This is a genomic window from Pseudoduganella dura (assembly GCF_009727155.1).
Taxonomy (GTDB): Bacteria; Pseudomonadota; Gammaproteobacteria; order Burkholderiales; family Burkholderiaceae_D; genus Rugamonas; species Rugamonas dura.
In genome coordinates this window covers 4,309,961-4,332,866 of record NZ_WNWM01000002.1, presented here as the reverse complement: position 1 = coordinate 4,332,866, position 22,906 = coordinate 4,309,961, and the positions used below count along the sequence as shown (strand labels likewise).

Here is a 22,906-nt window from a genome sequence, read left to right as displayed (position 1 = left end):
ATGAAGCGCCTGCCTATCGTAATCGCCGCCAGCCTGACCGCACTCGGCCTGGTTGCCTCCGCCATCGCCGCCGAGCCGCCGGCCGGCAAGTTCGACGACAAGTTCCGCCAGCTCGACGAGCTGCTGCCCACCGCCACCCAGTACCGCACCGCCTCCGGCGCGCCGGGCCACCAGTACTGGCAGCAGCGCGCCGACTACACGATCCGCGCCACGCTGGACGAAGCGAACCGCAGCATCACCGGTACGGAACAGATCACGTACCACAACAATTCGCCCGACACGCTCACGTACCTGTGGGTCCAGCTGGACCAGAACATCTACAAGCCCGATTCGGATGCGCGCCGCGTGCAGACCGCGCCATCGCGCGAGGCATGGATGAAGCCGCAGGGCGACGAAGGCGGCGCCAAGTTCGAAGGCTTGCGCAGCGTGCTGACCGGCCGCGAGTTCGACGGCGGCTTCAAGCTGTCGAACATCCGCACCGCCGGCGGCGCCCCGCTGAAATTCGCCATCAACGGCACGATGATGCGGATCGACCTGCCGTCGCCCCTGAAACCGGGCGACAGGGTGTCCTTCGGCATCGACTGGTCGTACAAGATCAACGAGCAGAAAGTGCTGGGCGGCCGCGCCGGCTACGAATATTTCGAAGACGACAAGAACGCGCTGTTCGAGATCGCCCAGTGGTTCCCGCGCATGGCCGCGTACTACGACGTGGCGGGCTGGCAGCACAAGCAGTTCCTGGGCTCCGGCGAATTCACGCTGGAATTCGGCGACTACGATGTGAAGCTCACGGTGCCGGCCGACCACGTGGTGGCGTCCACCGGCGAACTGCAGAACCCGGGCGACGTGTTGAGCGCCGCCCAGCGCGATCGCCTGGCGAAAGCCCGCACGTCGAGCAAGCCGGTGATGATCGTCACCCAGGCCGAGGCCGAAGCGGCGGAAAGGGCTGGCAACAGCGCTGCCAGCAAGGCCACCAAGACCTGGCACTTCAAGGCGAAGAACGTGCGCGACTTCGCGTTCGCCTCGTCGCGCAAGTTCATCTGGGATGCGCAGGGCTACAAGAAGGACGGCACGAACGTGCTGGCCATGTCGTACTACCCGAAGGAAGGCAACCCGCTGTGGGAACGCTATTCGACGGCGTCGATCATCCACACGATCGAGCAGTACAACAAGTACAGTTTCGATTACCCGTATCCGATCGCCATTTCCGTGAACGGCCCGGTGGGCGGCATGGAATACCCGATGATCTCCTTCAACGGCCCGCGCCCGACGAAGGACAAGAAGACCGGCGAACTGACGTATTCCCAGCGCACCAAGTATGGCCTGATCGCCGTGATCATCCATGAAGTGGGCCACAACTACTTCCCGATGATCATCAACTCGGACGAACGCCAGTGGACCTGGATGGACGAGGGCCTGAACTCGTTCGTCGAATACCTGGCCGTGCAGGCGTGGGAAAAGGACTTCCCGATCGGCCGCGGCGACCCGCGCGACATCACCGCCTACATGCGCTCGGCGAACCAGGTGCCGATCATGACGAACTCGGAATCGGTGCTCCAGTTCGGCAACAACGCCTATGCCAAGCCGGCCACCGCGCTCAACATCCTGCGCGAAACGGTCCTGGGCCGCGAGCTGTTCGATCACGCGTTCCGCGAATACGCACGCCGCTGGAAGTTCAAGCGCCCAACACCGGCCGACTTCTTCCGCACGATGGAAGACGCGTCCGGCACGGACCTCGACTGGTTCTGGCGCGGCTGGTTCTACACCACGGACGCCGTGGACATCAGCCTCGACAACATCACCGAGTTCAACATCAGCAGCAAGGACCCCGAGATCGAGAAGGCGTGGGCGCGCGCCCGCAAGGCCGAGGAACCGGTCTCGCTCACCGACCAGCGCAACGAAGGCATGGAGCGCCGCGTCGACCGCCATCCGGAACTGAAGGACTTCTACAACGAGCATGACCAGTTCACCGTCACCAATGCCGACCGCAACAAGTACAAGGAGGCGCTGGGCGAGCTGGAACCGTGGCAGAAGGACCTGCTGAAACAGGGCAAGTACATCTACCTGGTCGACTTCACCAACAAGGGCGGGCTGGTGATGCCGCTGGTGCTGGAGATCACGCTGAAGTCCGGCAAAAAATACATCGAACGCGTGCCGGCCGAAGTGTGGCGCTACTCGCCGCAGAAGGTGACGAAGCTGCTGGTGACGGACGAGCCGATGACGGCGCTGACGCAGGACCCGTACTGGGAAACCGCCGATATCGACACCAGCAACAACTCCTGGCCCCGCAAGGCGGCGCCGTCGCGCCTGGAGCTGTTCAAGATGGAACGCAAGCCGAACGACATGATGAAGGACTTCAACGCGCCGTTGAAGGGCGACGATAACGAAAAATCCGGGGCGAAGGCGGCGGACGCGGTACCGGCGACCAACGGCGCCGCGGCCAAGCAGCAGGCGGAGGTGCAGCAACTGCGGGAGCAACCGCGGCAGCAACCGAAGGAGCCGGCGCCGGAGGCCGTGAAGCAGGAGCAGCCCGGCGCGGAGCCGCGGAAGTAATGCTGCGCCGGTTCAGGAAGGCCGCCCTCGTGGCGGCGCTGTTCCCGGTTGCCGCCGCGGCCCACAACTACCACATGGGCCTGGCGGACATCGGCTACAACGCCGCCACCGGCAATACCGAGATCGTGCACACGTACACTGCGCACGATGTGGAGGCGTTGCTGACGAACCTGTACGGGCGCCAGTTCGACCTCGGCATGGAGGAAGACCAGGAAGCGTTGCGGCGCTACCTGGACAAGCGGTTCGTGCTGACGGTCGACGGGCGGCACCTGCCGCTGCAATGGGTGGGCATGAAGGCCAGCGCCGACACGATCACCGTATTCCAGCAGATCGACAGGACCGCGCTGCCGGCCGGCGCCGTGCTGAAGAACGGCGTGCTGACCGACTTCCTGCCGGCGCAGATCAATACCGTCAACGTGGGCGGCAGCGCGGGGCGGGCCACCGTCACGCTGACGTTTACGGCGGCGCAGGGCGAGCAGCGGCTGCCCTGATTTTTCCCGCACGCGTGCCGGTTGCTGCAACCCTGGTTGCCGGCAGCGGAATAGTGCCAGGCACCTTTTCGAGCAAGCTCGAAAAGGTGCCTGGCACTGGTTTTCCGGTGCTTTCCCCACTACTTCACCATGAAAAAAACCCTCCTCGCCACCGCCCTCGCGGCGCTATCCCTGTCCGCCCACGCCGACGACCCGTTCCTGCCCCGCGTCACGATCGATGCCTCGCGCATCAGCCAGCTCGGCATCGCCGACTCGGCGGCCGAAGGGACCGTCACGCAGCGCCAGCTGGCAGCGCGCACCACGTACCGCCCCGGCGAGCTGCTGGAAGCGACGCCCGGCCTGGTCGCCAGCCAGCACAGCGGCGAGGGCAAGGCCAACCAGTTCTACCTGCGCGGCTTCAACCTCGACCACGGCACCGACCTGCGCACCACGGTGGACGGCATGCCCGTTAACCAGCGCAGCCACGCGCACGGCCAGGGCTGGACCGACCTCAATTTCGTCATCCCCGAACTGGCCACGCGGCTCGACTACCGCAAGGGCCCCTACTCGGTCTACGGCGGCGACTTCGCGTCGGCCGGCGCCACCGATATCGCCTACGCCGGCCGCCTCACGCGCGGCATCGCCAACCTCACCGTGGGCCAGAACGGCTACGGCCGGATTCTGGTCGCCGGATCGTCCGACATCGAAGCCGGAGCGCAGGCGGGCAGCCTGCTGTACGCGCTGGAGACGATGCACAACGACGGCCCGTTCACGCGCGGCGACAACTACCGCAAGGTCAACGGCGTGCTGCGCTACAGCGAGGGCTTTGCGAACAACGGCTTCCACGTCACCGCGATGGCGTATCGCGCCGGATGGAACGCCACCGACCAGATCCCGCAGCGCGCCGTCGACAACGGCACGCTGGGCCGCTTCGATGCGATCGACCCGACCGACGGCGGCAGCGCGCACCGCTACAGCCTCTCCGCCGCGTGGGCGCGCACGACGGAAGAGAGCTCCGCCAGGGTTTCCGCCTACGCGATCGCCAACCGCCTGGCGCTGTTCTCGAACTTCACGTACTTCATGGACGACCCGGTGAACGGCGACCAGTTCGCCCAGCCGGACCGGCGCGTCACGTCCGGTGTCGACGCCAGCTATGCGTGGCACGCGCACGGTGCGAACGGCAGCTTCGCGTCGACCACCACGGTCGGCTTCACCGCGCAGAACGACAATATCCACAACGGCCTGTACAGCACGAAGGCGCGCCGGGTGATTGCGACCACGCGCCAGGACCACATCGTGGAAACCAGCGGCGCGTTGTTCGTCGAGAACCAGACGCGCTGGAATCCCGTCTTCCGCACCGTGGCCGGCCTGCGCGCCGATCGCTACCGCTTCGACGTGGCGAGCGACCGCGCCGTCAACACGGGCAAGGCGAACGATACGATGGCCTCGCCCACCGCCAGCCTGATTTTCGGGCCGTGGGCGAACACCGAGTTCTATGTCAACGCCGGCACGGGCTTCCACAGCAACGATGCGCGCGGCACGGTGATCGCCGTGGATCCGAAGACGAACGCGCCGGCCGACCGCGTGACGCCGCTGGCGCGCACGCGTGGCCTGGACCTGGGCGTGCGCAGCGAATGGTTCCGCGGGCTGCAGACATCGCTGTCGCTGTACCGGCTCGACATGGATTCGGAGCTGGTGTTCGTCGGCGATGCCGGCACCACCGAGGCCGGCCGGCCGAGCCGCCGCCACGGCATCGAATTGTCGAACTATTACAAGCCGTTCAGGTGGCTGTCGCTGGATGCCGACCTGGCCTATGCGCGCGGCCGGTACAGGGACGGCGATGCCGCCGGCGACCGCATTCCGGGCGCGGTGGAAGGCGTGGCGCAGTTCGCGGCCACGGTGACGCCGGCGGGCCCGTGGTCCGGCGCGCTGCGGCTGCGCTGGTTCGGCCCGCGCCCGCTGGTGGAGGACGACAGCATCCGTTCCGCGGCGACCATGACGCTCAACGGCCGCATCGGCTACCGGGTCGACCGCAACCTGCAGGTCGAGCTGGAAGCCTTCAATTTGACGAACCGGCGCGATGCGGCGATCACCTATTACTATGCGTCGCAGCTGAAGGACGAGGCGGCGCCGGTGGACGACCATCACTTCCACCCGATCGAATCGCGCTCGCTGCGGCTGACGCTCGCCTACTCGTTCTAGCCTGCGCCGCGGAACATGCTGGTGTCGGCCACCTTTTCCGCGGCGCTTCCGGTCATCGCCTGGCACTCCTTCCAATTGGTAGCTTCTGAATTGCTCCTCTGACACAACAACCGTTGAGGTCGTACAATACGACAATATTTTTAATGTAACCGTCACTGGAGGCTTGCCATGGCGCCGGAGTTCACTTCCCTCGATCACGTCACCGGGGCGCTGCGCACGCAGGGCTGGGCCCTGATCGCCCCCGCCGACGTGGCGGCCCTGTCGGGTACGCCGCTCGCGCAGCTCGATGCGCTGGCGCCCGGCTGGGACAACCTCGAGCTGGACAATTACCTGAAGGATGGCGGCCGCTACCGGCGCCGCCGCCACTCGTGCTTCGTGCAGCAGGGCGCGGAACTGGCGCAGACCGCGCACCGCGCCCACTGGCAAAGCGTGGAGTACAACGCGCTGCACGGCGGCATGCACCGCATGTTCGAGCCCATGCTGCCCGAAACCATCGAAACGCCGGGTTGGCAAGGCCTGTTGACGGCGCTGGGCCGGCTGTTTTCCGACGTGCGCGGCGCGCCGAGGTGGTACGTGGAAGCCCATCAGTTCCGCATCGACACGGCGGACGGCATCGGCCGCCCCACGCCCGAAGGGGCGCACCGCGACGGCGTCGACTACGTGGCCGTGATCCTCATCGGCCGGCACCACATCAAGGGCGGCGAGACGCGCATCTTCGAGGCCGAAGGGCCGAACGGCAAACGTTTCACGATGACCGAGCCGTGGACCATGCTGCTGCTCGACGATGCGACCGTGATCCACGAATCGACGCCGATCCAGCCGACCGGCGCGCACGGCCACCGCGATACGCTGGTGATCACCTACCGCGCGGACGGCTTCCAGGGTGAAAGCGCCTGAGACCATCGGGGCACCGCAGCCGTGCGGGCGCCGTCGCGTCCGCAATTCATTTATAGTCCAACCGAGTGAAACCGGATGACAGCACAAGGCAAACGAGTGGATTCCACCTACGAAATCGAACCGGGCGAAATCGAGATCCTGATCGTCGAGGACAGCCCCACCCAGGCCGAGCGGCTGCGCCGCCTGATCCAGTCCGTGCGGTACAAGGCGCGGGTGGCCGGCAACGGCCGGCTGGCGCTGGAAGCGATCGCCGCGCACAAGCCGCACCTGGTGCTGTCGGACATCGTGATGCCGGAGATGGACGGCTACGAGCTGTGCCGCGCGATCAAGGCCGATCCGGCGATGCGCGACATCCCCGTCATCCTCGTCACGTCGCTGAACGATCCGAAGGACATCATCCGCGGCATCGAATGCGGCGCCGATAATTTCATCCGCAAGCCCTACGCGGAAGACTACCTGCTCAACCGCATCGGCCACATGCTGGTCAACCAGAAGCTGCGCAAGGACCAGAACATGGAAGTGGGCATCGCCCTCTACCTGGGCGAGCAGAAGCACTTCATCAATGCCGAGCGCCAGCAGATCCTCGACCTGCTCATTTCCACCTACGAGCAGGCGGTGCAGGTCAACAGCGAGCTGCAGGCGCGCGAGCGCCAGGTGATCGAGCTGAACATGCGACTGGCGCACCATGCCGGGCAGCTGGAAACCATCAACCGCGAGATCGCGCTGAAGAACGTGGAACTGGGCGAGGCGAGCCGGATGAAATCGGCGTTCATCGCCAACATGTCGCACGAGCTGCGCACGCCGCTGAACGCGATCATCGGCTTCACCGGGGCGCTGCTGATGCGCTTGCCCGGACCGCTGACGGACGAGCAGGACAAGCAGCTGAACACCATTCGCGGTTCGGCGCGCCACCTGCTCTCGCTGATCAACGACATCCTCGACGTGGCCAAGATCGAAGCAGGCAAGGTCACGCTGGCGGTCGAGAAGGTGCAATGCCAGGACCTGGTGCGCGAAGTGGCTGAAACGCTGCGCCCGCTCGCCGCGCAAAAAGGGCTGGCGCTGGAAGTGGCGCTGGACGAGCAGCCGATCGTGCTCGACACCGACCGCCGCGCATTGACGCAGATCCTGATCAATCTTGCCAACAATGCCATCAAGTTCACCGAGAAGGGCGCGGTGCGCGTGACACTGGCGCAGCGCGCGCTCGCGGACGGCACGCGGGCCACCGAATTTTCCGTGGCCGACACGGGAGCCGGCATCCGCGAGGAAGACCAGGCCAAGCTGTTCCAGGCATTCTCGCAACTGGACTCCACGTCCACCCGCCACGCCGAGGGCGCAGGGCTCGGCCTCTACCTGTGCCAGAACCTTGCCAACGTCCTCGGCGGCTCGCTGTTCTTCAAGAGCGAGTTCGGGCAGGGCAGCACATTCACCCTGCAACTAAAAAAATAATAGTTGCGTATGTTTTACGCAACCGCAAAAAAATTTGCGATGAGCACGGCTGCGCCAGGTTGTTCAGCTCAGCTGAAGAAGGCGCGGCGTTTTCAGATTTCACCCTGTCGATATTCGCCCGGCAGCGGCGACACCGAATTTTGTTGCAGTGCACATTACGTATGGAAACGCTTCCCGCGCAGAGAACAGGCGCATCCTGGCGAGCATGGTAGTTTTACGGTATTGCACCGCAACATGACGCAGGCTATATTGGAACTGTCTCCTCCAAGCGTTCTCCGAACAATTGGAATTAGCCCGCAACCCCTGGTTCGCGGGCATTTTTTTGCCCGCAGCATTTCCAGAAAACCGGGGTCAGACCCCCGATTCAGGAAATATTGCCAAATAATGGGGTCTGACCCCGGTTGAAAAAATGGGTCTGATCCGGATTCGGGCCCCGGTTTTGCCAATATCAGCCGTGCAGCAGGTCGAGGTTGCCGCCGGCCGGCAGCTTCGGGAACACGGCCGCCAGTTGCCGGTCCGGCAGCCGCAGGTGCCGTTCGGCGACCTGGGCCAGCACCGTGCGGAAATCGGTGGTGATGGCGAGGTCGCGGTTTTCATTCAGCGTGTCCGGCCCGATGCCTGGCCAGCGACCGTGGACCTTGCCGCCGTTGACGCGGCCGCCCAGCACCCACATCGCGTTGCCACGCCCATGGTCGGTGCCGCCGTTGCCGTTCTCGCGGGCGGTGCGGCCGAATTCGGACATCACCACGATCGTCGTATCGTCCAGCATCGGCCCGAGCCGTTCGGCCAGCACGGCCAGGCCCTGCCCCAGCGGCGCGAGCCGGTTCGCCAGCTGGCCGGTGGCGCCGCCCTGCCCCGCATGCGTATCCCAGCCGCCCAGTGCGATGAACGCCAGCTGCACGTTCGGGTCGTTGCGCAGCAGCGTCGCCAGCCGGGCCGCGTCATCCGGAAAACCGTTCGGCAGCGGCGCGCCCTTGCCGGCATCCATGCCGGCAGCCATCATCTGCGCGGCCAGCGGCGATGCCGCCGCGTCGATCACTTCGCGCCGCGCTTCGCGCGTGGCCTGGTAGACACGGCCGAAGCGCTCATGGCCGTCGTAAAGCCGGTCGAACGCGGCGCCCAGAGCGGGCGATTCGAGCACGCCCGGCTTCACGGCGGCCGCGCCGTTCGGCAGGTTGACGGCGGCGGCGCGGCCGGCCAGGATGCGCGGCAATACCGGCCCGATGCCCAGCGCACGCGTGGGCGTGGAAGTGCCGGGCAGCGCCAGCACCAGCCGGTTCAACCAGCCGTCCGGCGTGGATTTCACGCCCGGCGTCGCCGATTCCATGTAATCCTGCGCATCGAAGTGCGACCGGGTCTCGTCCGGCGAGCCGCTGGCGTGCACGAATGCCAGCTTCTTCGCTTCCCACAGCGGCAGCAGCGGCGCCAGCGCCGGGTGCAGGCCGAAGTAGCCGTCCAGGTCCAGCGCCCCGCCGCCCTCGCTGCCCGGCGGCGCCAGCGCGATCGTCGGGCGCAGTTGCGCATAATGCGCGTCGGCGACGGGCGCGACGACATTGAGCCCGTCCACCGCGCCGCGCAGCATCACCACGACCAGCTTGCGTTGCGTCGGTTGCGGCGACGAGACCGCCCAGGCTTGCCGGCCGGCCGTCAATGCCAGCCCGGCGCCCAGCGTGTACAGGAATGCGCGGCGTTCCATGGTTACTCCGTAGTGTCCTGGTGACTGGTCAGCGCTGCATGAAATCGGGACTGCCGAGCAGCAGCGCGGCGTGCAGCCTTGCGGGTTCGGCACCCGACAATGCCCTCGTGCGCGCCGACAGCGCCGGCCCCAGCGCCTGCGCGACCGTCCGCGCGTCGGCTTCCCTGCCCAGCGCGGCCGCCAGGCCGATGCGGTTGGCCAGCGCGTCCGGGTTCAGCCAGGCTTGCTGCGTGTTGTCGTAGCCGTCCGGTGTCGGGCAGCCGTACAGCGGCATGCCCAGCCGCGCCAGCGCGCCGGAAAGCTTCTTCACGTCGGGCGCCAGGCCGCCCGCGCGCGCGGCCGATACCACGTACTGGTACGGCGTCTTGAACTTGGCGCCTGCCGCGCTGTCGTCCATGAATTCGGGGCTGGCGAACAGCGTGCGCAGCACGGCAGGCACACTGCCATCGGAGAGCATCCATGTGCGTGCCATGCGCTCCACCAGTGCCGGCGGCGGCACGTCGCGCACGAAGTATTGTGCCAGCTTGCCGCTGACGTGCCGCGCCGTCGACGGATGCATCGCCAGGATGTCCAGCGCGATCTCCCCTTCGCGCACGCCCTCGGCCTTCATGCGCGGCGCGACGGACCGCCCCAGCCATGTCTTCGCCCCGGTGTCATGCCGCTTCGCGTCGAAATGGAACGTTTCGCCGTTCTGCGCCAGTTCCTTCGGGCGGAAGGTCCAGCCGGTCAGCATGCGCGCCAGTTCCGTCACGTCGCGCTGCGTGTAGCCGCCGTCCACCCCCAGCGTGTGCAGCTCCATCAGCTCGCGCGCGTAATTCTCGTTGACACCGCCCGCCTTCGATACCCGGTTGTCCAGGTAATGCAGCATGGCCGGGTGCCGCGCGGTGGCGCCCAGCAGGTCGCGGAAGCGGCCGAACGCGTGCGGGCGGATCGCATCGCGCTCGAAGCCTGTCGCCAGCGCGCGCACGTCGCCCTTGCCGGCGAACACGTTGAAGTGGTTGAACCAGAAATCGATCATCACTTCTTCCAGTTGCCGCGGGCTGTCCACCGCGCGCAGCAGCCGCGCCTCGGCCGCCTCGGCGACCAGCTGCGTGTTCACCGCGCGCTGGGCATCGCCGCCCGCCTGCCGGGCACCGCGCCAGCGGCCGAATGTCACGCCCGCGCCTTCCTGCTGCGTCGGCAACCGGAGCAGGCGCTGTTCCAGCGCGGCCGGCAGCGGCAGCGCCGCCGGATCGAGCTGCTCGTCGATGTAGCGCCCCGTCCCCATCTGCGTCACCCGTTCGATGTCGCCCGGGCGCGGCCCGTAGGCCAGCCGGTTCAGCACATGAACGGCCGCCGCTTCGCCGGTCAGCGGCGTCGCCTGCGCGGCAAGTGCGCCCAGCAGCACGGCCGGCATCATCAGGTAACGGGCAGCTTTCATGCCGGTCGTGATCCTTTCTGGAGACAACAGCGATCTTTATACGTCATGACGGCGGCACTGCCCACCCCGGGTTTGTAACGTACTGAAACGCGGCGCTGATCTATCGAAGGCAGCCATTGAACCCCGCCATACCTAAACACCCGATTTACTTATATCAATCGTTTGAAATCTGTGATTTAATCTGCAGATGTCAGAAAAACACACCCGCAAGATCCGGTCGGACGGCGAACAGTCGCGCGAGCGCCTGCTGCAGGCGGCGATGCGGCTGTTCGCCGCGCAAGGCTTCAATGCCACGTCCACCCGCGAGATCGCGCTGGCCGCGGGCGCCAACGTGGCGGCCATCGCCTACTACTTCGGCGACAAGGCCGGCCTGTACCGCGCCGCGCTGACGGACTTCATGCCGCCGCCGGAAAGGAACATCGCCCAGTTCGACCAGCCCGGCTTCACGCTGCGCCAGGTATTGCAAGGCTATTACGCCCAGCTGCTGGCGCCGATGATGGAGGGCGACACGGCCCAGCTGCGGCTGCGCATGTGGCTGCGCGAAGTGCTGGAGCCCACCGGTACCTGGCAGAACGAGATCGACAACGGCATCCGTCCCGAATTCGAGGCGCTGGCCGCCGTGCTGGCGCGCCACCTGCAGGTACCGGTCGACGACGAGGTGCGCCGCCTGGTCCACGCGGTGGGCGCGCTGGGCGCGCACCTGATGGTGTCGATGGATATCGTGGCCGCCGTCACGCCGCAGCTGATGGCGGCGCCGAACGCGCTGCAGGAATGGATACCGAGGCTGGTCGGGTATGCAGAGGCGATCGTCGCCGCCGAACAGGAAAAAAGAAGGAAAGGAGAAGGATGAAGCCCGCAGCAGTCAGCAGGAAGGCGATCATGAAACCACTCGCCCTGGCGGCAGCGCTGGCGCTCGGCGGCTGCGCGCTGTCCGGGCCGCCGGCCGCGGTCGATGCGCAGCCGCCCGTGCAATGGCACGCGCCGCTGCCGCACGGCGGCACGGTAGCGGGGCTGTCCGGCTGGTGGCGCAGCCAGGGCGACCCGCTGCTGGCCGACCTGGTGGAAGCGGCGCAGGCCGTCAGTCCCACCGTGGCTTCGGCCCGCACCCGCCTGGCCCAGGCGCGCGAGCAGCGCGTGGCCGCCGGCGCCGTGCTGGCCCCGGCCGTGGATGCGGCGCTGACCTCCACCCGCTCCAGCCAGCAGAGCGCCGCGATGCCGACCAATACCACGTCGCAGGGCTACCTGCAGGCGTCGTGGGAAATCGACATCTTCGGCGCCAACCGCGCCGCGCGCGATGCGGCGCAGGCCCGCTACGAAGGCGCGCAGGCGGGCTGGCACGATGCCCGCGTTTCCGTGGCGGCCGATACCGCGAACACGTACTACCAGTTGCGCGCCTGCGAACGGCTGCTCGACGTGGCGCGGCAGGATGCCGCCTCGCGCGCCGACACCGCGCGCCTGACGGAACTGACCTCCCGGGCGGGCTTCGAGGCGCCCGCCAGCCTGGCGCTGGCGCGTGCCAGCGCGGCCGACGGCGCCAACCGCGAAATCGCCCAGCGCGCGCAGTGCGAGGTGGACGTGAAGACGCTGGTCGCCCTGACCGCCATTCCGGAACCGGACCTGCGCGGCCGGCTGGCGGCCGGCCCGGCGGAACTGTCGCCGGCCCGGGGCATCGGCATCGATACGCTGCCGGCGCAGACGCTGGCCCAGCGGCCGGACGTGTTCAACGCCGAGCGCGAACTGGCCGCGGCCAGCTTCGAAGTGGCCGGCGCCCGTGCCCAGCGCTATCCGCGGCTGAGCCTTGCCGGCGCCATCGGCCGCGGCCAGATCCGCGCCGCCGGCGACAGCGTAACGGCCAATACCTGGACCATCGGCCCGGTGCAGGTGACGCTGCCGGTCTTCGACGCCGGCCGCCGCCGCGCATCCGTCGATGCGGCGCAGGAACGCTACGAGGCCGCCGCGACGAGCTACCGGGGCAGCGTGCGCCAGGCCGTCAGCGAGGTCGAGCAGGCGCTCGTCAACCTGCAGGGCACCGACCTGCGCGCCGTGCAGGCGCAGGCGGCGCTGGAAGGCTACCGCGCCTCCTTCACGGCCGCCGAGGACCTGTACAGGAACGGCATGGGCAGCCTGCTGCAGCTGGAAGATTCGCGCCGCACCCGCCTGGCCGCCGAGAACGCGATGATCGCCGTGCAGCGCGAACGCAGCGCCGCCTGGATCGCCCTGTACCGTGCCGCCGGCGGCGGCTGGACCCGCGACCGACTCAACTCCACTGCTGGCAACCCATGAACACGATGAACAAGCTGAAGACGACAATGCAAACGAAGCCGCTCGCGCTGGCCCTGCTGGCCGCATTCGCCCTGGCCGCCGCCGGCGTCATGCTGTACAGCCCCGCCTCCAATGCGGCCGACGAAAAGAAAACGGCGCCCACGCCCGCGCTGACGGTATCGACCACCCGCCCGCAATCGGCCACGCTGCCGCTGAAGCTGACCGCCAACGGCAACGTGGCCGCCTGGCAGGAAGCTTCGCTCGGCAGCGAATCGACCGGCCTGCGGCTCACCGAAGTGCGCGTCAATGTCGGCGACGTGGTGAAGAAGGGCCAGGTGCTGGCCGTGTTCTCGGCCGATACCGTGAACGCCGACGTCGCGCAGGCACGTGCCGCGCTGGCCGAGGCGCAGGCCAATGCCGCCGAGGCGCAGGCCAACGCGAAACGGGCGCGCGCCGTGCAGGCCTCCGGCGCCTTGTCGGAGCAGCAGGTTTCCCAGTACCTGACCGCCGAGCAGACCGCCAACGCGCGCATCGCCTCGGCGCGCGCCGCGCTGGCATCGCAGCAGTTGCGGCTGAAGTACACACAGGTGGTGGCACCCGACAGCGGCGTGATCTCGGCGCGCACCGCCACGGTGGGATCGGTGGTAGGCGCCGGCACGGAATTGTTCCGGATGATCCGCCAGGGCCGCCTCGAATGGCGCGCCGAAGTGACGGCGGCGGAACTGAAAAGCATCCGCGTGGGCTCCACGGCCACCGTCAAGGCGGCCAACGGCAGCGAGCTGGCGGGCAAGGTGCGCATGATCGCTCCCACCGTGGACCCGCAGACCCGCTCGGCGCTGGTCTATGTGGACCTGCCGCCGGATACGCGCAGCAATGCGCCGTTCAAGGCCGGCATGTTCGCCAGCGGCCACTTCGAGCTGGGCACATCGAGCGCGCTGACCCTGCCGCAGCCGGCCGTGGTGGTGCGCGACGGCTTTCCCTACGTGTTCCGCCTGAACGCCGATTCGCGCGTGAGCCAGCTGAAGGTGCAGACCGGCCGGCGCCTGGGCGACCGGGTGGAGATCCTGTCCGGCGTGACGGCGCAGATGCCGGTGGTGCTGAGCGGCGCCGGCTTCCTGAACGACGGCGATCTTGTCAGGGTTGCCAACGCAGTACCGTCGACTGCACCGGCAACGGCAACGGCAACGGCGCCGACGCCTGCGCAGCGCGCCTCGGCCCAGTTGCCACATTAAGGGAAATGCGATGAATTTCTCCGCCCTGTCGATCAGGAATCCCATTCCGGCGATCATGCTGTTCGTGCTGCTCACGCTGGCGGGCCTGATGGCCTACAAGGCCAACCCGGTGCAGGACTTTCCGGATATCGAGCTGCCGATCGTGACCGTCAGCGCCTCGCTGCCCGGCGCCGCGCCGGCCCAGCTGGAAACCGAGGTCGCCCGCAAGATCGAGGATTCGGTCGCCACGCTGCAAGGCGTTAAGAACATCTATACCAAGGTACTCGACGGCGTGGCCACGGTCACCGTCGAATTCATCCTGGAAAAGAACCTGTCGGACGGCGTCAACGAAGTGCGCGACGCGGTCTCGCAGGTGCGCGCCGACATGCCGGCCGAACTGCGCGAACCCGTGGTCAGCAAGGTGTCCACCGCCGGCCGGGTCATCACGACGTACGTCCTGGCGAGCAAACCCGGCACCACGCAGGTCGATCCGGCCGATCTGTCATGGTTCGTCGACAACACCGTCTCGAAACGGCTGCTGACCGTGCCCGGCGTGGGCTCCGTCAGCCGCGTGGGCGGCGTGAACCGCGAGATCCGCGTCGAGCTGGACGACGCCCAGATGGCCGCGCTGCGCGTCTCGGCGCTGGACGTGTCGCGCCAGCTGCGGCTGGTGCAGAAGGAAGCGCCGGGCGGGCGCGGCGACGTGTCGGGCGCCGAGCAGTCGGTGCGCACGATCGGCACCGTGCAGTCGGCCCAGGCGCTGGCGGCGATGGATATCCCGCTGGGCGACGGCCGCCACATCCGCCTGGACCAGGTGGCGAAGGTGACCGACACGATCGCCGAACCGCGCGCGATCGCCACGCAGGACGGCAAGCCGGTCGTGGCCTTCGAGGTGTTCCGCACCAAGGGCGCCAGCGAAACGGCGGTGGCCGAAGGCGTGCAGGAAGCAGTCGAGCAAATGCGCAAGGCGCACCCGAACCTGGAGCTGAAGCAGGTGATCGACAATGCCGCGCCGGTGGACGAAAACTTCGAAGGCTCGATGGAGCTGCTGTACGAAGGCGCGATCCTGGCCGTGATCGTGGTGTACTGGTTCCTGCGCGACTGGCGCGCCACGCTGGTGGCGGCCGCCGCGCTGCCCCTGTCGGTGCTGCCCGCGTTTCTCGGCATCTACTGGTTCGGCTACACGCTGAACACGGTCACGCTGCTGTCGCTGGCGCTGGTCGTGGGCGTGCTGGTGGACGATGCGATCGTGGAAATCGAGAACATCGAGCGCCACCTTCAAATGGGCAAGACGCCGATGCAGGCCGCGCTGGAAGCGGCCGACGAGATCGGCATGGCGGTGATCGCCACCACGTTCGCACTGGTGGCCGTGTTCCTGCCGACCGCGTTCATGGGCGGCATTCCCGGCAAGTTCTTCAAGCAGTTCGGCTGGACCGCCGTGCTGGCTGTGCTGGCCTCGCTCGTCGTGGCGCGGCTGCTCACGCCGATGATGGCCGCCTACCTGCTGAAACCCCACAAGCCCAAACCGGACGGCAAGCCGGAGCAGGACGGCCCGGTCATGTCGCGCTACATGCGCACGATGAAGTGGTGCCTGCACCACCGGCTGGTCACCATGATCGCCTCGGCCGTGTTCTTCGTCTGCTCGATCATGCTGGTGGGCCTGCTGCCGACCGGCTTCGTGCCGCCGGCCGACCGCGCGCAGACGCAGGTCAACGCCGAACTGCCGCCCGGCTCCACGCTGGCGCAGACCCGCGCCGTGGCCGAGCAGGCGCGCCTGGCGGCGATGCGCGTGCCGGGCGTGACGGGCGTGTTCAGCTCGATCGGCGGCGGCTCGTCCGGCGATGCGTTCGCGCCCGGCGCCGCGGCCGAGGCGCGCCGTGCGGTGCTCACGATCACCACCGTGCACCGCACCGACCGCGATGAAACGATGGCGCAGATCGACTCGCTGCTGCGCCGCCAGCTGGCCGGCATTGCCGGCGCGCGCTTCACCGTGGGCCCGCCGGATACCGGCGTCAAGATGCAGCTCGTGCTGCAGTCGGAAGACCCGGACGCACTGATCGCCACCGCGCGCCGGGCCGAGCGCGATTTGCGCACGCTGTCCGGCATCGGCAACGTGACGTCGTCGGCGTCGCTGGTACGGCCCGAGATCATCGTGCGGCCCGACTTCGCGCGCGCGGCCGACCTGGGCGTGACGGCCACGTCGATCGGCGAAACGGTGCGCGTGGCCACGGCCGGCGACTACGACTTCGACCTGACGAAGATGAACCTGCCCGAGCGCCAGGTGCCGATCCGCGTGAAGCTGCCGGACGCCGTGCGCGCCGACCTGGATGCGATCGGCCGCCTGACGGTACCGGGCCGGAACGGCCCCGTGATGCTGGCCAGCGTGGCCACCATCACGATGGAAAGCGGCCCGGCCCAGATCGACCGTCTGAACCGCAGCCGCAACGTGACGCTCGACGTCGAATTGGGCAGCCGCTCGCTGGGCGAACTGAATACCGAATCGCGCAAGCTGCCGTCGCTGGCCAACCTGCCGCCGAACGTGCGCATCGCCGAACTGGGCGACGCGCAGGAGATGGCGTCGCTGTTCGCCAGCTTCGGCATCGCGATGGCGATCGGCGTGCTGTGCATCTACGGCGTGCTGGTGCTGCTGTTCAAGGACTTCATGCAGCCGGTGACGATCCTGGCCGCCCTGCCCCTGTCGATCGGCGGCGCGATCGTGCTGCTGCTCGTTACCGGCAATGCATTGTCGATGCCGTCGATGATCGGCCTGATCATGCTGATGGGGATCGTGACGAAGAACTCGATCCTGCTGGTCGACTACGCGATCCTGGCGCGCCAGGCCGGCATGACGCGCTTCGACGCCTTGGTCGACGCCTGCCACAAGCGTAGCCGCCCGATCCTGATGACGACCATTGCGATGGGCGCAGGCATGATGCCGCTGGCGCTGGGCCTGGGCGCCGACCCCAGCTTCCGCGCGCCGATGGCGATCACCGTGATCGGCGGGCTGATCACGTCGACGCTGCTGAGTCTGTTGGTGGTGCCGGCCGTGTTCACGTACGTAGACGACCTCGAACACCTGATCGCAAAGGTGGCGCGCAAGCTGCGGCACAAGGATCATGCGCACGGCGCGGCGCCGCATGGCGAAGCGGCCAACCTGCCACGGGTCGTGGAGCCGGGCAAGTCCGGCAGCCACTGACCGTCTTCGGCAATCCACGGTGCCGGCCCCTTTCCGGGCAGCCGGCACCGCTCCCTCCGCGACTTACCGCTTCCCCGCTTCTTCCGAAGCGATGTCCGCCAGGTCGACCAGCGCCTGCAGTTCGGCCGCACGCAGCTTGCGCGGTTCGCGGTCGATCACGCACAGCGTGCCGAGCGGCTGTCCCGCGCGATCGCGCACCGGCACTCCGGCATAGAAACGGATCCGCGGTTCGCCCTGCACCAGCGGGTTGTCGCGAAAGCGCGGGTCGGTAGTCGCATCCTCCACCACGAACGCTGCTTCCGCGAGGATCGCGTGCGAGCAGAACGCCCACTCGCGCGGCGTTTCCTGCGCGCCCAGGCCCACGCGGGCCTTGAACCACTGGCGGGTGGAGGTCAGCAGCGACACCAGCGCGATCGGCGACCCGGTCACCTGCGCGGCAAGGCGCGCGATGCGGTCGAACCGGGCTTCGGGCGGCGTGTCGATCAGGCCGGACGAAGCCAGCGCCACCAGGCGCGCGGCTTCATCCCTCCCCGCCGGATATCCGGGGGCGGGATGGGGCTTGAACTCGGCAGGCGATACCGGCGACAGCGCCGCCTCGACCGCCTGCCCCACCGTGGCCGATGGCTGGCCGGGGGCGCTTTCCATCAGTTCCCGGATCGCGGAAATGCGGGTGCGGCGATGCCCTCCCGGCGTTTTCCACGAAGCGATGGCGCCGCTTTCCATCCACATCTGGACGGTGCTGGTCGCCACGCCGAGCAGGCGCGCGGCGGCCGTGGTGGTCAGGATAGGGTCTTCCAAAGTATTCATACAAAACCTTTCATTGCCGAGAGTATACGCTGGGCAACGCTATTTGACGAATTTGACGGCATTTCCGCAACAATTCATCAAATATGACAATTTAAGTTGAGTTACGGAAACTTTTACGGCATCATGCTGCTCAAATCCGTCAAATAACCAGCATCCACCCGGTCTCCCCATGAACGCCTACCGTCACGCCAGCATTGCCACCAAGCTCTACTCGGCCTTCGTCCTGGTCCTGCTCTTTACCGTCACCCTCGCCTTCTTTTCGATCTCGCGCGTGAACCAGATCGACGCCGCGCTGGACAATGCCAATACCCTGCGCCGCACCCAGCTCGATCCGTTGCTGGATGCGCGCGAGGCCCTGGCGCAGACCGGCATCGCCGCACGCAACGCATTCATCTTCGGCGACGGCACGGCCGCGCTGCGCGAACTGGACATCGTGGACCGGCAGAAAGCCCTGTACCTGGCCGACCTGGACAAGCTGGAACCGCTGCTGCGCGACCAGGCGCAGTTCGCCAAGGTACGCGACGGGATGCGGCAGATGGCGGTGGAGCTGGAGCGCCCGCGCAAGTACCGCGAGGCGGGCGAGATGGAACAGTACGGCACCTTCCTGGTCGAGGAATGCAGCCCGCTGCGCCGCCGGATCGTGGCCGATATCGAGGTGCTGCTGCAGGACCTGGAGCAGCGCAACGAGCTGGCCACCGCGGCGGCCGGCGAGCAGGCGGCGAATGCGCGCTGGTGGATCGGCGCGCTGGCCATCGCCAGTGCCCTGCTGTGCGTGACGATCGGCGCGGCCATCGTGCGCGGCCTGCTGCGCCAGCTGGGCGGCGAACCGGGCTATGCAACCAGCGTGGCGCGCGCCATCGCACGGGGCGAACTGCACCGCCGGGTGGATACCGGCCGCGCGCATGAGAAAAGCCTGCTGCATGCGATGGGCACGATGCGCGACAGCCTGGCCGGCATCGTGACGGACGTACGCGGCGGCACGATGGCGATCACCTCCGCTTCCGCCGACATCGCATCCGGCAATGCCGACCTGTCGGAGCGCACCGAGGCACAGGCGCAAGCGCTGGCGCGCGTGACCACGTCGATGCACAAGCTGGTCGACTCGGTGCGCGTCAACGCCGGCTACGCAAAAGAAGCCAGCGCGCTGTCGCACCAGGCGTCGGACGTCTCGCGGCAGGGTGGCGTGGCGGTGGACAGCATCGTGGACACGATGAACCTGATCAGCGAATCGTCGCGGAAGATCGTCGACATCATCGCCGTCATCGACGGCATTGCGTTCCAGACCAACATCCTGGCGCTGAACGCGGCGGTGGAAGCCGCCCGCGCCGGCGAACAGGGGCGCGGCTTCGCCGTCGTGGCCAGCGAAGTGCGCAACCTGGCGCACCGCTCGGCGGCCGCCGCGAAGGAAGTGAAGGTGCTGATCGAGGATTCCGTCGCCAAGGTCGATACCGGCACCGCGCTGGTCGACGCGGCGGGCACCACGATGAAGAACGTGGTCGACGGCATTGCCCGCGTGTCCGCGATCATGCAGGACATCTCGACCGTGACGAACACGCAAAGCGCCGATATCGAATCGGTCGGCAAGGCCATCGGCCAGCTGGACGACATGACGGTGCAGAACGCCGCGCTGGTCGAACAGGCCTCCGCCGCGGCGCAGGCATTGCGCGAGCAGGCCGATCAGCTGGCGGGCGTGGTCGATACGTTTCAGCTAGACGCCGTACAGGGACAGCCACTGCGGCGCCGCTGATACCGTTCTCCGGCTGGGGCGCCTTCGCATTGCGCGATGTGGCGCCGGCGCCACCGCCGGCGCCTTGCAGCGTGCTATCGTAGCTGGCGATGCACCAGCGCGCGGAGGAATCGTGAAGCTGTTTTCGTCGAAGCAACCAATGCCCGCGGTACACCGTCGTGCCGGCGTACGGACACGGCGCCTGCGCCTGCGCTGCGCTGGTGCACTGCGCAATATCCGCGAAACGTTCACGCCGCCCGCGCCGTTCCATCCAGCCGCGCTGGAAGAGCGTTTCCTGCTCGACTATGGCCACCGGTATGCCCCGTACCGCCGCGCCGCCAGCGTACTGGCGTTCCTGCTGCTGTCGGCCTTTGTCGTATGGGACTATGCGCACTACGTGGGCGATCCCGCTTTCCCCCTGCTGCAGGTATTGCTGTGCCGTGCCGTGATCCTGGCAGTGACCGGCTATACGCTCGTGCGATCCTTGCAGCCCTCCTTCTGCGACGACCGCCAGGCCCATGCGCTGATGGTGGCGGCCATCTGCATGACCGCTGCCTGTGAACTGGCGATGGTCGTGATCGTGCCGGCCGCCATCGCGTTCCAGGACTACTTCATGTCGCTGTACGTGGTGATGATCTATCTGTACGGTTTCCTCCACATGCGGGCCAGGCCCGTGCTCTACACCACCATCGCGATCTTCGCGGCCATCCTCGGCACCCATGCGATATTGCTGCCGGGCCCCCGTCATGGCTTGCTGCCATCCAGCGAGTTCGGCTACGCGATGATGTTCCTGGTACACCTTGCCGTGATCGGCGTAGGCATCTGCATCAAGTTCGAGCGCCATGCGCGACGTCACTTCCTGCAGAAATGCGAGCTGGAACAGGCCAACGAGGAGTCGCACCGCAAGAACGCGCAACTGGCCCAGGAAAAGGAGGAAAACCATATCAAGGCGCAGGCGCTGATCAGGCTCAAAGACGAGCAGCGCACGCAGGCGTTGCGGGCAAGCCAGGAAAATGCCCGCTTCCTCGCTTCGGCGTCGCACGACCTGCGCCAGCCGATCTTCGGCCTCGGGCTGGCGCTGGAGGCGATGCAGCGCGCGCTGGAGAACGGCGAGACGGACGAAGCGCGCCGGCTGGCGCGGCTGTCGACCCGCTCGGTGCGGGCCATGGCGACCACCTTCAACGCGGTGCTCGACCTGTCGCGGCTGGAGTCGGGCTTTGTGGCGCCCGAGCCCCGCCACTTCGATGTGTGCGAGCTGATCCGCGAAATCGCCGCCGACCTGGCGTCCTTCGCGCAGAGCCGGGGCGTTACGCTGCGGCTGCGGCTGCCATGTGCCGGCGGCATTTTCGTCTACAGCGACCGGCAGATGCTGAGCCGCATCGTGCGCAACCTGGCCAGCAACGGCATCAAGTACGCGCGCCACGGCAGCCCGCGCGGCGCCATCGTGCTGATCGGCGCCGTCAAGCTGCCGATGCGCGTACGGCTCGACGTGGTCGACAACGGCATCGGCATCCCGGCGCAGCAATGGCAGCGCGTGTTCGAGCCGTTTGTCCAGCTGAACAATCCCGAGCGCGACCGCGACAAGGGCCTGGGGCTGGGGCTGTCGATCGTGAATGCGATGATCGCGCTGCTGCCCGAGCACCGGCTCGAATTCAAGTCCGGGATGGGACGCGGCACGCGGTTTTCGCTCGACGTGCCCTCGGGTTGCGTGGATGGCCGCAAGGACCCCTTCCCCGCAGCCGGCGAGTCGCCGCCGGCTGCGGACTTGCATGGTTTGTATGTGATCGTGATCGAAGACGATCCGCTGGTCAGGATGGCCATGGAAGCGCTGCTGAACCAGTGGGGCGTGCTGGTCGACGCGGCTGCGGGCATGGCGCAGGTGGCGGACCTGGCGGCGGACCTCGAACGCATGCCCGATCTGATCGTGACCGATTACCAGTTCGCAAACGGTGTCACGGCGGTGGAAGTGCTGGACATGTTGCTGCCCCATTGCCGCAGCGGCGCCCGCCGGACACCCGTGCTGGCGGTCAGCGGCGAACCGGAAACCGCCAGGGCGGCGCTGGCCGGGGTTGCGGCCGAAGTATTGCCGAAGCCACTTCAACCCGAACAGCTGCGCGCCGCCATTGCGCGGCTGGCAGGGGAGCGCCGGCACGTCAACTGCGTGGAATGACGATACCGCGCCTTGCCATCTCGACGATCAGCTCGGTCCGGCGCCGCACGCCGAACTTTTCCAGCAAGTCGCCGCTGTATTCCTTGACCGTGTTTTCCGTCAGGCCCATCTTGCGGGCGATGCCCTTGTTCGACAGGCCCTGGCAGAGATAGCCCAGCGCCTCGGCCAGGCGCGGCGACAGCGCCAGGCCTTCCAGCGTTGCCATCGGCAGCCTGGCCTGCGGACTGAATCCCCCCTTGCCCATCGCCGTGTGCGGCAGGTAGATCTGGCCGCGCAGGATGGTGTCGAGGGCCGAGCGGAATACCGCATCCCCTTCGTCGCTGCGCTTCGAGATGAAGCCGCTGGCGCCGGCCTTGATGCACTCCATGACCGTTTCCCGATCGTCCTGGCCGGACAGCATCACCACATGAATCGGCATGTCGCGCTCCGCAATCCAGTGCAGCACGTCCAGCCCGCACCCGCCAGTGCCGAGCTGGTAGTCGAGGAAGAGCAGGTCGTACTGCCGGGCCGCCAGCGCCGCGGTGCAACCGGCGAAGTCGCCCGCCTCGTCCACTTCCAGCAGCGGGTCGCACTGGATCAGCAGCGTCTTCATCGCCTGCCGGGTCAACCCCTGGTCCTCGACCAGCAGGGTCTTCCTGAAGTGTGGGGTTTCCATGTGTGCGCCCGTGATGTGGATCGATGGCCCATCGTAGAGCAATCCGGCGGCACCGGACACCCCACGAAGTGAGGGCTCCGGGCGCATGGCTGCTTCGCGGCGGCTGCGAACCTGCTTTCAACGGGTATCCGAAGCCCCTGGCGGGGTCCAGAATGGCTCCATCGATGCGGCATTTGCCAGGTCGATCAAGCGCTCCCG

At 67.4% G+C, this 22,906-nt stretch carries 15 protein-coding genes; 11 read left to right on the top strand and 4 right to left on the bottom strand.

The annotated features are described in order from the left end of the window. From GJV26_RS18965 to GJV26_RS18945, 5 genes are all read left to right on the top strand, one after another. On the top strand, positions 1 to 2,550 hold the full coding sequence (locus GJV26_RS18965; protein WP_155710258.1) for a M1 family metallopeptidase: 2,550 nt from the start codon (positions 1 to 3) through the stop codon (positions 2,548 to 2,550). After that, positions 2,550 to 3,041 carry a DUF6702 family protein gene (locus GJV26_RS18960; protein WP_155710256.1) on the top strand — a complete coding sequence of 164 codons (492 nt, stop codon included), beginning with the start codon at positions 2,550 to 2,552 and terminating at the stop codon, positions 3,039 to 3,041. The genes GJV26_RS18965 and GJV26_RS18960 overlap by 1 nt, the downstream gene beginning before the upstream one ends. Before the next feature lie 129 nt (positions 3,042 to 3,170). Next, complete coding sequence (locus tag GJV26_RS18955) at positions 3,171 to 5,222, top strand: TonB-dependent receptor (protein ID WP_155710254.1); 2,052 nt, start codon at positions 3,171 to 3,173, stop codon at positions 5,220 to 5,222. Between the two features lie 168 nt (positions 5,223 to 5,390). Then, entirely contained in the window at positions 5,391 to 6,119 is a 729-nt protein-coding gene (locus GJV26_RS18950) for a 2OG-Fe dioxygenase family protein (RefSeq protein WP_155710251.1), read from the top strand. Positions 6,120 to 6,215: 96 nt separating this feature from the next. Further along, complete coding sequence (locus GJV26_RS18945; RefSeq protein ID WP_189442300.1) at positions 6,216 to 7,565, top strand: hybrid sensor histidine kinase/response regulator; 1,350 nt, start codon at positions 6,216 to 6,218, stop codon at positions 7,563 to 7,565. 448 nt (positions 7,566 to 8,013) lie between these two features. Here the strand turns inward: GJV26_RS18945 and GJV26_RS18940 are convergent, their stop codons facing one another. Together GJV26_RS18940 and GJV26_RS18935 are read right to left on the bottom strand one after the other, a co-directional pair. Further along, positions 8,014 to 9,261 carry a DUF1501 domain-containing protein gene (locus tag GJV26_RS18940; protein WP_155710248.1) on the bottom strand — a complete coding sequence of 416 codons (1,248 nt, stop codon included), beginning with the start codon at positions 9,259 to 9,261 and terminating at the stop codon, positions 8,014 to 8,016. A gap of 28 nt (positions 9,262 to 9,289) precedes the next feature. Then, positions 9,290 to 10,681, bottom strand: coding sequence for a DUF1800 domain-containing protein (locus tag GJV26_RS18935; protein WP_155710246.1), 1,392 nt, complete (start codon positions 10,679 to 10,681; stop codon positions 9,290 to 9,292). A gap of 187 nt (positions 10,682 to 10,868) precedes the next feature. Between GJV26_RS18935 and GJV26_RS18930 the strand changes: the two genes are divergently transcribed. From GJV26_RS18930 to GJV26_RS18915, 4 genes are read left to right on the top strand one after another with little or no spacing between them, the layout of a single operon-like run. Then, the gene (locus GJV26_RS18930) at positions 10,869 to 11,531 is read left to right on the top strand and encodes a CerR family C-terminal domain-containing protein (RefSeq protein WP_155710244.1); all 663 of its coding nucleotides are present in this window, start codon (positions 10,869 to 10,871) and stop codon (positions 11,529 to 11,531) included. A 29-nt stretch (positions 11,532 to 11,560) separates the two neighbouring features. Next, positions 11,561 to 12,964, top strand: a complete 1,404-nt coding sequence (locus GJV26_RS18925; RefSeq protein WP_155710242.1) for an efflux transporter outer membrane subunit — start codon at positions 11,561 to 11,563, stop codon at positions 12,962 to 12,964. A 5-nt stretch (positions 12,965 to 12,969) separates the two neighbouring features. Then, a complete protein-coding gene (locus tag GJV26_RS18920; RefSeq protein ID WP_155712583.1) occupies positions 12,970 to 14,175 on the top strand; it encodes an efflux RND transporter periplasmic adaptor subunit in 1,206 nt (401 codons plus the stop codon). Between the two features lie 10 nt (positions 14,176 to 14,185). Next, the gene (locus GJV26_RS18915) at positions 14,186 to 17,350 is read left to right on the top strand and encodes an efflux RND transporter permease subunit (protein WP_155710240.1); all 3,165 of its coding nucleotides are present in this window, start codon (positions 14,186 to 14,188) and stop codon (positions 17,348 to 17,350) included. A 63-nt stretch (positions 17,351 to 17,413) separates the two neighbouring features. Here GJV26_RS18915 and GJV26_RS18910 read toward each other — a convergent pair whose 3' ends face one another. Continuing rightward, positions 17,414 to 18,157, bottom strand: coding sequence for a GAF domain-containing protein (locus GJV26_RS18910; RefSeq protein ID WP_155710239.1), 744 nt, complete (start codon positions 18,155 to 18,157; stop codon positions 17,414 to 17,416). A 169-nt stretch (positions 18,158 to 18,326) separates the two neighbouring features. Between GJV26_RS18910 and GJV26_RS30570 the strand changes: the two genes are divergently transcribed. Together GJV26_RS30570 and GJV26_RS18900 are read left to right on the top strand one after the other, a co-directional pair. Then, complete coding sequence (locus GJV26_RS30570; protein WP_155710237.1) at positions 18,327 to 19,904, top strand: methyl-accepting chemotaxis protein; 1,578 nt, start codon at positions 18,327 to 18,329, stop codon at positions 19,902 to 19,904. A 139-nt stretch (positions 19,905 to 20,043) separates the two neighbouring features. Beyond that, positions 20,044 to 22,053: a hybrid sensor histidine kinase/response regulator gene (locus GJV26_RS18900; RefSeq protein WP_155710235.1), complete on the top strand. Its 2,010-nt coding sequence runs from the start codon at positions 20,044 to 20,046 to the stop codon at positions 22,051 to 22,053. On the opposite strand, the gene GJV26_RS18895 is transcribed toward GJV26_RS18900, so the two are convergent. Then, positions 22,037 to 22,708 (bottom strand): response regulator, encoded by a 672-nt coding sequence (locus GJV26_RS18895; RefSeq protein WP_155710234.1) that lies wholly within the window; start codon positions 22,706 to 22,708, stop codon positions 22,037 to 22,039. The genes GJV26_RS18900 and GJV26_RS18895 overlap by 17 nt on opposite strands. Positions 22,709 to 22,906 lie beyond the last annotated feature (198 nt).

Coding starts and splice junctions, on each gene's coding strand:
- GJV26_RS18965 (WP_155710258.1), top strand. CDS start 1: ATGAAGCGCCTGCCTATCGTAATCGCCGCCAGCCTGACCGCACTCGGC.
- GJV26_RS18960 (WP_155710256.1), top strand. CDS start 2,550: ATGCTGCGCCGGTTCAGGAAGGCCGCCCTCGTGGCGGCGCTGTTCCCG.
- GJV26_RS18955 (WP_155710254.1), top strand. CDS start 3,171: ATGAAAAAAACCCTCCTCGCCACCGCCCTCGCGGCGCTATCCCTGTCC.
- GJV26_RS18950 (WP_155710251.1), top strand. CDS start 5,391: ATGGCGCCGGAGTTCACTTCCCTCGATCACGTCACCGGGGCGCTGCGC.
- GJV26_RS18940 (WP_155710248.1), bottom strand. CDS start 9,261: ATGGAACGCCGCGCATTCCTGTACACGCTGGGCGCCGGGCTGGCATTG.
- GJV26_RS18935 (WP_155710246.1), bottom strand. CDS start 10,681: ATGAAAGCTGCCCGTTACCTGATGATGCCGGCCGTGCTGCTGGGCGCA.
- GJV26_RS18930 (WP_155710244.1), top strand. CDS start 10,869: ATGTCAGAAAAACACACCCGCAAGATCCGGTCGGACGGCGAACAGTCG.
- GJV26_RS18925 (WP_155710242.1), top strand. CDS start 11,561: ATGAAACCACTCGCCCTGGCGGCAGCGCTGGCGCTCGGCGGCTGCGCG.
- GJV26_RS18920 (WP_155712583.1), top strand. CDS start 12,970: ATGAACAAGCTGAAGACGACAATGCAAACGAAGCCGCTCGCGCTGGCC.
- GJV26_RS18915 (WP_155710240.1), top strand. CDS start 14,186: ATGAATTTCTCCGCCCTGTCGATCAGGAATCCCATTCCGGCGATCATG.
- GJV26_RS18910 (WP_155710239.1), bottom strand. CDS start 18,157: ATGAATACTTTGGAAGACCCTATCCTGACCACCACGGCCGCCGCGCGC.
- GJV26_RS30570 (WP_155710237.1), top strand. CDS start 18,327: ATGAACGCCTACCGTCACGCCAGCATTGCCACCAAGCTCTACTCGGCC.
- GJV26_RS18900 (WP_155710235.1), top strand. CDS start 20,044: ATGCCCGCGGTACACCGTCGTGCCGGCGTACGGACACGGCGCCTGCGC.
- GJV26_RS18895 (WP_155710234.1), bottom strand. CDS start 22,708: ATGGAAACCCCACACTTCAGGAAGACCCTGCTGGTCGAGGACCAGGGG.